Raw genomic sequence first — 13,779 nt, forward strand, 5'->3', positions numbered from 1 at the left:
GAAAGGTGTGCCGGTCAGCCGGCGGTGGCGGTGCGCGCGGCGTTGCGGATCTTCCGCAGCCGGTGCAGGAGCAGGTCCGTGCCGGTGCCGAAGTGGTCGTGCAGGGCGCGGTATTCGGCGAACAGCGCGTCGTAGGCGTCCGCCCGGCCGGGGTCGGGGGTGTACGCGTGGCGCTGGACGCTCCCCATGCGGGCGGCGGCGGTCCGCACGTCGGGGTGCGCGCCCGCGGCCACGGCGGCATGGATGGCCGAGCCGAGCGCGGGCCCCTGCTCGGAGGTGCCGAGGGAGACGGGGCGGCGCAGGACGTCGGCGTAGATCTGCATGAGCAGGGCGTTCTTCTTCAGCCCGCCGGTGACGATGAACTCCTCCACCGGAATCCCGCCGTCCTCGAACGCCTCGACGATCACCCGGGTGCCGTACGCGGTGGATTCGAGCAGGGCCAGGTAGACGTCCTCGGGGCGGGTGTCGAGGGTGAGCCCCGCGATGACCCCGGACAGGTGGTGGTCGACCAGGGTGGAGCGGTTGCCGTTCATCCAGTCCAGGGCGACCAGTCCGTGCGCGCCGACCTGGCGGCCGGTGGCCTTGCGGGTCAGGAGCTGGTGCAGGTCCTCGTCGGCGTCTCGCGCTTCGGTGCGGTAGTCGTCCGGTACGCCCTGCCGGAGCCACCAGGCGAAGATGTCGCCCACCGCGCTCTGCCCGGCCTCGTAGCCGTAGGCGCCGTCCACGATGCCGCCGTCGACGACTCCGCAGATGCCGGGGACGTCGGCGAGGGTGGCGCCGTTGAGGACGTGGCAGGTGGAGGTGCCCATGATGGCGAGCAGCCGCCCGTTCTCGACGGCTCCGGCGGCGGGGGCGGCCACGTGTGCGTCGACGTTGCCCGCGGCCACGGCGATGCCCTCGGGCAGGCCGGTCCACGCGGCGGCGCGGCTGTTCAGGCCGCCGACGCGTGAGCCGAGGGCCGACAGCGGGTGCTCCAGGCGGGTGGCGGGGAAGTCGGCGAAGTCCGGATGGAGCCGGGCCAGGAAGCCGGGCGAGGGGTAGGCGCCGTCCTGGTGGATGCCCTTGTAGCCGGCGGTGCAGGTGTTGCGCGACTCGGCGCCGGTCAGCTGCCAGACGATCCAGTCGGCCGCCTCGATCCAGCGGGCGCACGCCGCGTAGACCTCGGGGTCCTCCTCCAGCACCTGGAGGGCCTTGGCGAACTGCCACTCGGAGGAGATTCTGCCGCCGTACCGGCTGATCCACTTCTCGCCCCGGTCGTGCGCGAGGGCGTTGATGCGGTCGGCCTGTCCCTGGGCCGCGTGGTGCTTCCACAGCTTCGGCCAGGCGTGCGGGTGGCCGGACCACTCGGGCAGCAGGGCGAGCGGGGTGCCCTCCGCGGTGGCAGGCAGGACCGTGCAGGCGGTGAAGTCGGTGGCGATGCCGATGACCAGGGCCGGGTCGACCCCGGCGGCCGCGACCGCCGCCGGGACCGCGGTGCGGAGCACGTCGCGCCAGTCCTCGGGGTGCTGCAACGCCCAGTCGGGGGGCAGCGGTACGCCGGTGGGCGGGAGGCGGTCCTCTATGACGGCGTGGCAGTAGTCGTGGACCGCCGAGCCGAGTTCGGCGCCGTCCCGGACCCTGACCACCACGGCGCGCCCGGACAGGGTGCCGAAGTCCACGCCGACCGTGCAGGCGTCGGGGTGGTGCGGGTCGACGGAGTCGGAAGAGGCGTGTGGCGTCACGATGCGGTCTCTCTCGTCAGGGGGGAGCGGGGGCGGCAATGGAACCCCGATGATTGTTAGCGCTCACAATCCTCTGAGGCAAGGGCCTTGTGCACTTTTGTCGTTCCGGGACGGCCCGGCGGCAACCCCGACCACCGCACGTAGCGCGACCGACAGCTCAAACCTGCGAGGTGCACCACGATTACCTCCCTTTCCTCCGGTTACGGCCATGCGTCGACGCAAGAAAAGGCGCTGCGGCCTCTTGCGACCCATTGATGCGAGCGCTAACAATCGAGCTCCATCAAGGCCGCCGCGACGACGGGATTGTCAGGTCATGCCCATGAAGAACTTCCGAGCCGCGTCCGCCCTCGTGGCGGTGACCACCGGCTGCGCCCTGCTGCTCACCGCCTGCGGACAGGACAGCGCAGGAGGAAGCGAGGAGAAGAAGGACAAGAAGGACGTCACCATCGGCATCGCCATGCCCACCAAGTCCTCCGAGCGGTGGATCGCCGACGGCAAGAACATGACGGCGAGCCTCAAGAAGGCCGGGTTCGCCACCACCCTCCAGTACGGCGAGGACGATCCCGACCAGCAGGTCGCCCAGATCGAGAACATGATCACGCAGGGCGTCGACGCGCTGGTCGTGGCCGCCATCAACGGCGAGGCCCTGTCCAACGTCCTGCAGCAGGCGGCGGACGCCGACATCCCGGTGATCTCGTACGACCGGCTCATCCTGGGCTCCCCGCACGTCGACTACTACGCCTCCTTCGACAACGAGAAGGTCGGCGAGCTCCAGGCCACGTACATCGTCGACAAGCTGGGGCTGAAGGACGGCGCGAAGAAGGGCCCCTTCAACATCGAGCTGTTCGCCGGGTCCAACGACGACAACAACACCAAGTACTTCTTCAACGGCGCCATGAAGGTGCTGAAGCCCTACTTCGACAAGAAGCAGCTGGTCGTACGGTCCCGGCAGACCCGGCTCAACCAGGTCACCACGCTGCGCTGGGACGGCGGCACCGCGCAGAAGCGCATGGACGACCTGCTGACCTCCTCGTACTCCACCGCACGGGTCGACGCCGTGCTCTCCCCGTACGACGGCATCTCCATCGGCATCCTGTCCGCCCTGAAGTCCGACGACTACGGGAGCAAGGCCAAGCCGCTTCCGGTCGTCACCGGTCAGGACGCGGAGGTCGCCTCCGTGAAGTCGATCATCGCGGGCCAGCAGACCCAGACCGTCTACAAGGACACCCGCGCGCTGGCCGAGGTCGCGGCGAACATGGTGACCGCGGTTCTGAACGGCAAGAAGCCCGAGATCAACGACGACTCGACCTACGACAACGGCAAGAGGGTCGTGCCCGCCTTCCTGCTGAACCCGGTCAGCGTCGACAAGTCGAACTACCGCAAGATCCTCGTCGACTCCGGCTACATCAACGCCAAGGAGCTCGGGTGACCTCCGCCGGGCACGAATCCCCCGCCGCGCCCGGCCCGGTCCTGGAAATGCGCTCCATCGTCAAGACGTTCCCCGGCGTCAAGGCGCTCTCGGAGGTGACCCTGTCCGTGCGGCGCGGCGAGGTGCACGCCCTGTGCGGGGAGAACGGCGCCGGCAAGTCGACGCTCATGAAGGTGCTCTCCGGCGTCCATCCGCACGGCTCGTACGAGGGCGAGATCCTCTTCGACGGCGAACCGTGCCACTTCAAGGACATCCGGGCCAGCGAGCAGCGCGGCATCGTCATCATCCACCAGGAACTCGCCCTCGTCCCCCATCTGTCGATCGCCGAGAACGTGTTCCTGGGCAACGAGCCGGCCCGGCGCGGGATCATCAACTGGCGAGAGTCGCTGCGCCGCGCCTCCGCGCTGCTCAAGCGGGTCGGCCTGGACGACCACCCGGAGACCCGGGTCGCCGACATCGGTGTGGGCAAGCAGCAGTTGGTGGAGATCGCGAAGGCGCTGGCGAAGAACGTACGGCTGCTGATCCTCGACGAGCCCACCGCCGCGCTCAACGACGAGGACAGTGCCAAGCTGCTGCGGCTGATGCGGGAGCTGAAGGACCAGGGCATCACCTCGATCATCATCTCGCACAAGCTGAACGAGATCGCCCGGATCGCCGACTCCGTCACCATCCTGCGCGACGGGCGGTCCATCGAGACCCTGGACGTCAACGACCCGGCCACCACCGAGGAACGCATCATCCGCGGCATGGTGGGCCGGGACCTCGACAGCCGCTTCCCCGACCGGACGCCGTACACGGGTGGGGCCGACGCCCGCCCGGCCCTGGAGGTCAGGGACTGGACGGTGCGCCACCCGCTCGACCGCGGCCGCAAGGTCGTCGACGGGGTGTCGCTCCGCGTCCGCCGCGGGGAGATCGTGGGCATCGCCGGGCTGATGGGCGCCGGCCGGACCGAACTCGCGATGAGCGTCTTCGGGCGCTCCTACGGCCACTACGAGCGGGGCTCCGTCCTCAAGGACGGCCGCGAGGTGCGTACGCGTACGGTCCCCGAGGCGGTCGCGAACGGCATCGCGTACGTCACCGAGGACCGCAAGCACTACGGTCTCGACCTCGGGGACTCGGTGAGCCGGAACATCTCGCTCGCCTCCCTCGGCGACCTCGCCCGGCGCGGTGTCGTCGACGGCCACGAGGAACGCAAGGTGGCCGAGCGGTACCGGCGGACCATGAACATCAAGACGCCGAACGTCCTCGAACCGGTCGGCCGTCTCTCCGGCGGCAACCAGCAGAAGGTCGTCCTCAGCAAGTGGATCCTCACCGGGCCCGACGTCCTCATCCTGGACGAGCCCACACGCGGCGTCGACGTGGGAGCCAAGTTCGAGATCTACACCGTGATCGACCGGCTCGCCGCCGAGGGCAAGGCGATCCTCTTCATCTCCTCCGAGCTGCCCGAACTGCTCGGCATGTGCGACCGCGTCTACACCATGGCCGCCGGCCGGCTGACCGGCGAGGTCGCCCGCGAGGCCGCCACCCAGGAAGTGCTGATGCGGCACATGACCCAGGACACCCCCGTACCACCGGTGGCCACCGCGGGCACCACCCCCACCGAAGGACAGCACGCATGAGCACCGACGTCAGCACCCACACGAAGGCCACCCCGCCCTCCGGCAAGGGCGGGGCACCGCCGACGGGAGGGCCGGTCGTCCGGGTGCTCCTGGACGGCGTACGGCGGAACATGCGCCAGTACGGCATGCTCTTCGCGCTCGGCCTGATCGTGCTGCTGTTCCAGGTCTGGACGGGGGGCGACCTGCTGCTGCCGCGCAACGTCTCCAACCTGGTGCTGCAGAACAGCTACATCCTCATCCTGGCCATCGGCATGATGATCGTCATCATCTCCGGGCACATCGACCTGTCGGTGGGCTCGTTGATGGCCCTGGTCGGCGGTGTCGGAGCGGTGCTGATGGTCGAGCACCATCTCGCCTGGCCCGTCGCGGTCCTCCTCACCCTGCTGCTGGGGGCGGTCGCGGGGGCGCTCCAGGGTTTCTTCATCGCGTACGTCGGCATCCCCTCGTTCATCGTGACGCTCGCGGGGATGCTGCTGTTCCGCGGGCTGACGGAGATCTTCCTCAAGGGCCAGACGCTCGGCCCGTTCCCGGAGGGCATGCAGAGGGTCGCCAACGGCTTCCTGCCCGAGGTGGGGCCGGAGACGAACTACCACAACATCACCCTGTTGCTGGGTCTGGGACTGGCCGGGTACGTGGTGCTCCAGGAGCTGCGGGACCGCCGGCGCCAACGGGAGTTCACGCTGGACACCCTGCCCACGGGCCTGTTCGCGCTGAAGGTGACGGCCCTGGTCGCCGCCGTGCTGGTCACGACCCTGCTGCTGGCCAGCTACAAGGGCGCGCCCGTGGTCCTGCTGATCCTGGCCGTGCTGCTGGTCGGCTTCGGTTACGTCATGCGCAACGCGGTCATCGGGCGCCATGTGTACGCGATCGGCGGCAACCTGCCCGCCGCGAAGCTGTCCGGGGTCAAGGACCGGAAGGTGACCTTCGCGGTCTTCCTCAACATGGGCATGCTCGCGGCGCTGGCCGGTCTCGTCTTCGCGGCGCGCTTCAACGCGGCCTCGCCGAAGGCGGGGGTGAACTTCGAACTGGAGGCCATCGCCGCCGCGTTCATCGGCGGGGCGTCGATGAGCGGCGGTGTGGGCACCGTGCTCGGGGCCATCATCGGCGGCCTGGTCCTCGGTGTGCTCAACAACGGCATGAACCTGGTCGGGGTGGGCACCGACTGGCAGCAGGTCATCAAGGGCCTGGTGCTGCTGGCGGCGGTCGGCTTCGACGTGTGGAACAAGCGGAGGGCGGGCGCCTGACCCGCTCCTGACATGGCGGTCGGTCCCGGGTGCCGAACCGCAGGACCGGCCTCGACCGGCACTCGTCACCGGGCCGCAGCACGGTGGACGGGTCGCCGTGCCGGTCAGGCTGAGCCCGGTCGGGGCCAGCGTCGTCCCCACCGCCCACCAGGTCCGAACCTGCCCGGAATTGTGGCCTCCATCACAGCGTGGATGATCACGCTCTGGTGAGATCACCGGATGCTCGGTCTCATCGTCCGCGTTCTGCCCTTCTGGGTACGCGAACCTCTGTTGATCCTCTTCGGGTCCCTCTTCGGCGTAGGCATGGTGGGCAACGCCCTCGTCGAAGGCCGCTGGCTCATGGCGGGTCTCGGCGCGGCCGTCCTCGTCGTCACCGCGTACCGCATCCGCATGGTGACCCATGCCTGGCGCGCCCGCCGGGAGGCGGCGGCCGGCCCGGCACCGCAGGCGCAGCCGGGCCCCGGCGCCGGGCCGACGGTGCCGAAGAAGAAGGAGCCCAACGCCTGGGCGCAGGTCTTCGTGGCCCTGGCCCTGGTCGGGGCCCTCGTGGGCGCGGTGTGGCTGGCTCCCCGCGTCACGGGGGACAGCACCGCCGCCGCCCGGAAGCCCGCGTCCTGCTCGGACGACGAACCCGAGAAGAAGCTGCCGAAGGCGTACGCCCTGACGCCGGGGGCGGTCACCGGCGACGACCTGTGCAAGGCGCTCAACCGCGCCGACCTGGCGGACCTCCTCGGAACGCCCGGCGAGCAGCCGAAGGTGGCGTACGGCAACAGCGGCACCGCGGCCCTGACCGCCGACAAGGTCGCCGAGCCGGAGGCCCGGGTCCAGTTCGACACGTACACCGTGGAGTTGTCGGCAACGTACAACGACATGACGATCGCCCTGTACACGAAGGTGCTGGCGCCCCAGACACTGGACCACCGGGCGGACAAGGCCCTCGGCCGGCCCGCGGTCTTCACGTCGGACCACCTCATGCAGTTCCGCATCGGGGGCGACGCGTCCGGCGGGCCCGCCACGGAAGGCCCCCTGGCCAGGACGCTGACCGTGGCACTCGACCGGAAGGACCCGGGCGGCTCCTTCGACTTCACCGTGTGGAGCGAGTCCGGGGCCGCGCTTCCCGACGACGACGCCATCCTCGGCATCGTCGAGAAGGTCCTCGCGGCGCTCCCGGCCGGGGCCTCCCGGTAGGGCCCGGCCCCTGCGGGCGCCGTTTAAAATTTTGCCCAGCCTGCAAAATTGCATAGCATGCACCTTCATGAGCGACGACCCGCCCCTGGGGCTGCGTGAACGCAAGAAGCGCGCCACACGTGACGCCCTGGCCGACGCGGCCCTGCGCATGGCCGCCGACCGCGGCTTCGAGCATGTGACCGTGGAAGCGGTCACCGACGCGGTCGGCGTCTCCGTGCGCACGTTCTTCAACTACTTCCCGTGCCTGGAGGACGCCATCACGCGCCCCGGCCAGGAGAACGCCGAACGCACCCGCCGGACCGTGCTCAACGCCCCGGAGCACCTCAGCGCGCTCGAAGCCCTCAGCGAGGCCATCGCCCAGGAACTCGCCTCCATCGAGGAGGACCACGAGCGCTGGGAGCTCCAGATGGCGGTCCTGAAGAAGAGCCCGGCCCTGCTCCCCAACTTCCTGGCCGCCCGGGGCGCCGACGAGACCGCCATGGTCGCCGTCGTCGCCGAACGCCTCGGCCAGGACCCGGAGACCGACCTGTATCCCCGGCTCCTCGCGCACGTGTCCGTCTCCGCCGTGCGGGCCGCGGTCGAGGTCTGGGTGGCCACGGGCCGCACACGTACCTTCCAGAGCCTGTACCGCGAGGCGTTCGCCTCCCTGGCCGCCGGTCTGAAGGCCTGAGCCCGCCCGGCGCGTCCCGCCGGCCCGCTCGCCACCCCCGCACCACCACTCCGCGCGGCACCACCGACCGCGGAGCCAGTCACCAGAGAATGAGGAACGTCAGCCGATGACCGCTGCCGTCACACCCGAAACCGGCGCCGCCGGTGCGACCGAGGGGCCCGCGTCCGGCATGACGCGCCGCCAGATACTCCAGGCCATGTCAGGCCTGATGGCCGGCATGTTCGTGGCCATCCTGGCCTCCACGGTCGTCTCCAACGCCCTGCCCAGGATCATCGCCGACCTGCACGGCACCCAGTCCTCGTACACCTGGGTCGTCACGGCCGAGCTCCTCGCCATGACGGCGACCGTGCCGATCTGGGGCAAGCTCTCCGACCTGTACGACAAGAAGCTGCTCATCCAGCTCTCCCTGTCGATGTTCGTCGTGGGTTCGCTCGTCGCGGGCTTCTCGCACAGCGTCGGGCTGCTCATCGTCAGCCGTGTCGTGCAGGGCATCGGCGCGGGCGGTCTCACCGCGCTCGCCCAGGTCGTGATGGCGGCGATCATCCCGCCGCGCGAACTCGGCCGCTACTCCGGCATCTTCGGCGCCGTCTTCGCCGTCGGCACGGTCGCCGGGCCGCTCATCGGCGGGGTCCTGGTGGACACCTCCTGGCTGGGCTGGCGCTGGTGCTTCTTCATCGGCGTGCCGTTCGCGCTGCTCGCGATCGTGCTGCTCCAGCTGACCCTGAAGCTGCCGACGATCCGCCGCGAGGTCAAGATCGACTACGTCGGCGCCGTCCTCATCATGAGCGGTGTCAGCTCGCTGCTGCTGTGGGTGACCCTCGCGGGCAACAACTTCGACTGGGCGTCCTGGCAGACGGCCGCTCTCGTCTCCGCCGGCGTGGTCCTGCTGGCCGCCGCGGTGTGGGTCGAGTCCCGGGTGGCGGAACCGATCATCCCGCTGGACATCTTCCGCAACCGCACGGTGGCGTTGACGACCGTGGCGAGCCTGCTGGTCGGTGTGGCCATGTTCGGCGGCACGGTGTTCCTCTCCCAGTACTTCCAGATCTCGCTGGGCAAGTCCCCGACGACCGCGGGCCTGATGAGCCTGCCGATGATCCTCGGTCTGATGGTCTCGACGACCGTGGCCGGCCAGATCATCTCCGCCCGGGGCAAGTGGAAGGGCTTCCTCATCGCGGGCGGCATCATCATGACCGCGGGCATGGGACTGCTCTCCACGATCGGCGCCGACTCCTCGTTCGGCCTGCTCAGCGTCTACATGGTGGTCCTCGGCGTCGGTGTCGGCATGCTGATGCAGAACCTCGTGCTGGCCGCCCAGAACGACGTGCCCGCCTCCGAACTCGGCGCGGCCACCTCGGTCCTGTCGTTCTTCCGCAGCCTCGGCGGCGCCATCGGCACGAGCGCGCTCGGCGCCGTCCTCGGCCACCGGGTGGCCGAGGAGCTGAAGAAGGGCTTCGGCGGCGCGGCGGACGGCACGGGCGGCGGCGTCCCCGAGCTCAGCACCCTGCCCGAGCCGGCGCGGGTCATCGTCGAGAACGCGTACGGCGTCGCCACCGCCGACGTCTTCCTGATCGGCGCCCCCTTCGCCTTCCTGGCGCTGATCGCGGTGATCTTCATCAAGGAGAAGCCGCTGCGCACCCAGAGCGGCATGGAGCGCCTCGCGGAGGAGACCGCCGCGGCACAGCCCGCCGCGACTCCCACGCACTGATCCTGATTCCCGCTCCGGGGCCCGTCCACGGCGGACGGGCCCCGGACGGCTTTCGCGCCACACCACCTGTCATGGTGTCGAGATGACAGACCCCTCCGGCTCGCCCGCCGACCTGTTCCCCGCCCAGTTCGCCCGCACCCGCCGCTTCTCGCTGGGCGTGCCCCGGCAGTTCACCGTCTCCCCCGACGGCGAGCGGGTCCTGTTCGTCCGGGGCACGTCGGGCACCGACCCGGTGAGCCGGCTCTGGCTGTACGAGGACGGCGCGGAGAGGCTGCTCGCCGATCCGCTCGGGCCCGGCTTCGCGGAGGAGGACCCCGGCGAGGTCCCGCCGGAGGAGCGGGCCCGGCGCGAACGCGCCCGCGAAACCTCCTCCGGGGTGGTCTCGTACGCCACCGACGCCTCGGTGCGTCTGGCGGCATTCGCCCTCGCGGGCACCCTCTGGGTGGTCCGCACCGACGGCTCCGCACCCCGCCCGCTGTCGACGGCCGGGCCCGCCGTCGACCCCCGCCCCTCCCCCGACGGCTCGCTGATCGCGTACGTCTGCGGCGGCGCGCTGCGTACGGTACGGGCCGACGGCACCGGCGACCGCGCGCTCGCCGAACCGGAGGGCGCCCACATCACCTACGGCCTGTCCGACTACGTGTCGCAGGAGTCCATCGGCCGTACGCGCGGCTACTGGTGGTCCCCGCGCGGCGACGCCCTCCTGGTCGCCCGCGCGGACACCACCGGCGTCGAACGCCGCTACCTCACCGACCCGGCCCACCCGGACCGCCCGCCCCGCGAACTGCCCTACCCGGCGGCGGGCACGGCCAACGCGAAGGTCTCCCTGCACCTGGTCCGGATCTCCGGCGAGCACACCGCCGCCCGGCTCCCCGACGCGGCGGGCGACGGGCATCCGGAAGGCCCCTGGACGGACCGGGCGTTCGAGTACGTGGTGGCGGCGGGCTGGGACGACCGGGGCCCGCTGGTCTCCGTACAGTCCCGGGACCAGCGGACCGTGCACGTCGTGGAGGTGGACGAGCGGACCGGCGCCACCAGGACCGTGCACCGGGAGCACGACCCGGCCTGGGTGGCCCTGCGCCCGGGCACCCCGCTGCGCCTGTCGTCCGGGGCGCTCGTCGTCCCGGCGCGCCCCGGCGGCGACACCCAGGGGCTGGACGTCGGCGGTGTCCCGACACCCCCGGGCCTGGAGGTGCGCGAGGTGCTCGGTGAGGCGGACGGGCGGGTGTACTTCACGGGCGGCGGGGAGCCCACGGAGGTCCACGTCTGGTCGTGCGGCACGGCCGAGGGCCTGGTCCGCGTCTCCGCGGCACCCGGTGTGCACACCGCGGCGGCCGGCGGCTCGACCGTGGTGCTCGACAGCAGGACCCCGGACGGCCATACGGTGACCGTGCTGCGGGCGGGAGCGGAGACCGGCCGGATCGCGGTCCTGGCCGAGGAACCCCTCGTCACGCCGCGCCCCCTGGCCCTGAGCCTGGGCCGGCGGGAGCTGCGCAGCCGGCTCCACCTGCCGTCGTGGCACCGGCCGGGCGACGGACCGCTGCCGGTGCTGCTGAGCCCGTACGCCGGTCACGGCATGCAGGTCGTTCTGAAGGTGCGGGCGTGGTGGACGGCGGTGGCCCAGTGGTTCGCCGAGCAGGGGTTCGCGGTGCTCGTCACGGACGGGCGGGGCACCCCGGGGCGGGGCGAGGAGTGGGAGAAGTCGGTGCACGGCGACCGGCTGACGGCCGTCCTGGAGGACCAGATCGACGCCCTCCGTGCGGCGGCCGACGCCCACCCCGCGCTCGACCTCACCCGGGTGGCGATGCGGGGCTGGTCATTCAGCGGGTACCTCGCGGCGGCCGCCGTGCTCCGGCGCCCGGAGGTCTTCCACGCGGCGGTGGCGGGCGCGGCCCCGGCGGACCGGCGGCTCTACGACACCCATTGGGAGGAGCGCTTCCTCGGTCACCCGGACGTGCTGCCGGAGAACTACGCGCGCAACTCGCTGCTGGACGAGGCCGCTTCGCTGACCAGGCCGCTGATGCTGGTGCACGGACTGGCCGACGACAACGTGGCCGTGGCGCACACGCTTCGCCTGTCGGCCGCCCTGCTCGCCGCGGGCCGGCCGCACACGGTGCTGCCGCTGTCGGGGGCCGGACACCTGGTGGGTCAGGACCGCACGGCGAGCGGACTGCTGCTGCTGGAGCGGAACTTCCTGCAAAAGGCGCTGGGAAGCTGACGGCGTGCGTCCCCTCACCCGAAGGGTTCGTCCAGCTCCCGGCCCGCCTCGCGCAGCGCCGCGACCGCCGCCCGGATCGACGGCCGCCGGTCCGCGTCCGTCCGCCACACCGCGTGGACGTGCCGCCGCATCTTCTGGCGTACGGGAACGAGCCGCACCCCGTCGGGCACCGGTCCCCGCCCGAGCCGGGGCGCCACGCACACCCCCATCCCGGCGGCGATCAGTGCGAGTTGGGTGTGGTGTTCGCCCGCGAGGTGCGCGATGCGGGGTTCGATGCCCTTCGAGCGGAGCGTGAACATCAGCCAGTCGTAACAGAACTCGCCCTCGGGCCAGGACACCCAGTCGTCGTCGGCGAAGTCCTCCAGGTCCACTTCGGACCGGCCGGCGAGCGGGTGGTCCGCCGGCATCGCGATGTCGGGGGCGTCGTCGAGCAGTTCGGCCCGGGTCAGTCCGCCGGGCACCGGGAGCCGCTTGTTGCTCCAGTCCAGGACCACCGCCAGATCGATGTCACCTCTGAGCACCGCCCGGATACCGTCCTCGGGCTCCAACTCCAGCGTACGCACCCGCAGCTCGGGGTGGCCGGCGCGCAGGGACAGAAGCGTCGCGGGGAAGAGGCCGCGCGCCGCCGTCGGAAACGCCCCGAGCTGGATCTCGCCCACCACCTCGCCGCGCTGGGCCTCGATGTCGGACTGGGCGAGCTCCACCTGCGAGAGGATGCGCGCCGCGTGGTCGGCGAGCAGCCGCCCCGCGTCGGTCAGCCGCACCCCGCGTCCGTTCCGGGCGAGGAGCTGCTGGCCCACCTCGCGCTCCAGCTTGGCCATCTGCTGCGAAACGGCCGACGTCGTGACGTGCAGCCCCTCGGCCGCGCCGCTGACCGAACCGAGCCTGGCCAGGGCGTCCAGGGTGCGCAGCCGCTCCAGGTTCAACATGTAAGCGATGCTACGCGAATCAGCGCACAAATTCTCACTTGTGCTACGAAGTGGACGAGGTCATCGTGGTCCCATGAGCGCTCCGACCGCACCGAGACCCGCCACCGAGCCGTCCGCCTCCCCCGCCGCGCCGCCCGGGGCTCCCGTCGGCACTTCCGCCCGCCGCCCGGCCCTGGACTGGCGGCTGCGGTTCGCGGCGCTCTCGCTCATCTGGGGCTTCAGCTTCCTCCTGATCAAGGTGGGGACCGACGCCTACGCGCCGTTCCAGGTGACGCTCGGGCGGCTCCTGTCGGGGACCGCGGTCCTGGCGGTGGTGATGGCGGTGAAGCGGGAGCGGCTGCCGCGCTCCGCCCGGACCTGGGGCCATCTGACGGTGGCGGCGTTCTTCCTCAACGCCCTGCCGTTCTCCCTGTTCGCCTACGCCGAGCTGAGCATCCCGTCGACGCTGGCGGGCATCTGCAACGCGACCTCGCCGCTGTGGGGCATGGCACTGTCGCTCGTCGCCCTCTCGGAGGACCGGCCGACCCGGCGCCGCGTCGCCGGACTCGGGCTCGGCTTCCTCGGAGTCCTGACGGTGCTGGGCGCCTGGCAGGGCTTCTCCGGACTGGACTTCAGCGGTACGGCCATGGCCCTGCTGGCGTCGCTCAGCTACCCGGTCGGCTGGATCTACGTACGCCGCACGCTGGCGGGCAGCGGCGCGTCGACCCTCGCGCTCACCGGCAGCCAGCTCTTCCTGGGCACCGTGCAACTCGCGGTCGTCACACCGCTGTTCACCACCGCCCCAGGCAGCTTCCCCGCCCTGCCCACGCTGGCCGTCGTCGCCCTCGGGGCGCTGGGCACGGGCCTCGCGGTGCTGCTCCAGTACGGCCTGGTCAACGAGGTCGGGCCGACGACCGCGCAGATGGTCACCTACTTCATCCCGGTCATCGCCACCGCCGCCGGAGTCGCCGTGCTCGGCGAGCGGCTGAGCTGGAACACCCCGGTCGGCGCGCTGATCGTCCTGGCGGGCGCAGCCCTGACGCAGGGCAGACGGCGCGCGTGACCGGCCGGGCCCGC

At 71.4% G+C, this 13,779-nt stretch carries 10 protein-coding genes; 8 read left to right on the forward strand and 2 right to left on the reverse strand.

The features are described 5' to 3' along the window. Positions 1 to 14: 14 nt before the first annotated feature. A complete protein-coding gene (araB, locus tag OG242_RS03465) occupies positions 15 to 1,721 on the reverse strand; it encodes a ribulokinase (protein ID WP_405896735.1) in 1,707 nt (568 codons plus the stop codon). Between the two features lie 319 nt (positions 1,722 to 2,040). Here araB and chvE point away from each other — a divergent pair, with 319 nt between their 5' ends. The 7 genes from chvE to OG242_RS03500 all read left to right on the forward strand — a co-directional run bounded on the left by chvE (position 2,041) and on the right by OG242_RS03500 (position 11,794). Continuing rightward, positions 2,041 to 3,150, forward strand: coding sequence for a multiple monosaccharide ABC transporter substrate-binding protein (gene chvE, locus OG242_RS03470; protein WP_405896736.1), 1,110 nt, complete (start codon positions 2,041 to 2,043; stop codon positions 3,148 to 3,150). A 47-nt stretch (positions 3,151 to 3,197) separates the two neighbouring features. Beyond that, on the forward strand, positions 3,198 to 4,769 hold the full coding sequence (gene mmsA, locus OG242_RS03475; RefSeq protein WP_405901497.1) for a multiple monosaccharide ABC transporter ATP-binding protein: 1,572 nt from the start codon (positions 3,198 to 3,200) through the stop codon (positions 4,767 to 4,769). Further along, on the forward strand, positions 4,766 to 6,013 hold the full coding sequence (gene mmsB / locus OG242_RS03480) for a multiple monosaccharide ABC transporter permease (RefSeq protein WP_405896737.1): 1,248 nt from the start codon (positions 4,766 to 4,768) through the stop codon (positions 6,011 to 6,013). The genes mmsA and mmsB overlap by 4 nt, the downstream gene beginning before the upstream one ends. A 219-nt stretch (positions 6,014 to 6,232) precedes the next feature. Next, a complete protein-coding gene (locus OG242_RS03485) occupies positions 6,233 to 7,201 on the forward strand; it encodes a DUF6215 domain-containing protein (RefSeq protein WP_405896738.1) in 969 nt (322 codons plus the stop codon). A gap of 67 nt (positions 7,202 to 7,268) precedes the next feature. Further along, positions 7,269 to 7,871, forward strand: a complete 603-nt coding sequence (locus tag OG242_RS03490) for a TetR family transcriptional regulator (RefSeq protein WP_405896739.1) — start codon at positions 7,269 to 7,271, stop codon at positions 7,869 to 7,871. A 106-nt stretch (positions 7,872 to 7,977) separates the two neighbouring features. After that, complete coding sequence (locus tag OG242_RS03495; RefSeq protein ID WP_405896740.1) at positions 7,978 to 9,576, forward strand: MDR family MFS transporter; 1,599 nt, start codon at positions 7,978 to 7,980, stop codon at positions 9,574 to 9,576. Between the two features lie 82 nt (positions 9,577 to 9,658). Continuing rightward, entirely contained in the window at positions 9,659 to 11,794 is a 2,136-nt protein-coding gene (locus tag OG242_RS03500) for a prolyl oligopeptidase family serine peptidase (protein WP_405896741.1), read from the forward strand. Positions 11,795 to 11,808: 14 nt separating this feature from the next. Here the strand turns inward: OG242_RS03500 and OG242_RS03505 are convergent, their stop codons facing one another. Beyond that, positions 11,809 to 12,723 carry a LysR family transcriptional regulator gene (locus OG242_RS03505; RefSeq protein ID WP_405896742.1) on the reverse strand — a complete coding sequence of 305 codons (915 nt, stop codon included), beginning with the start codon at positions 12,721 to 12,723 and terminating at the stop codon, positions 11,809 to 11,811. Between the two features lie 73 nt (positions 12,724 to 12,796). On the opposite strand from OG242_RS03505, the gene OG242_RS03510 reads away from it, so the two are divergent. After that, a complete protein-coding gene (locus tag OG242_RS03510; protein WP_405896743.1) occupies positions 12,797 to 13,765 on the forward strand; it encodes a DMT family transporter in 969 nt (322 codons plus the stop codon). The last annotated feature ends 14 nt before the right edge of the window (positions 13,766 to 13,779 follow it).

Origin of the sequence: Streptomyces sp. NBC_00727 (assembly GCF_045161745.1) — a bacterium.
Lineage (GTDB): Bacteria > Actinomycetota > Actinomycetes > Streptomycetales > Streptomycetaceae > Streptomyces.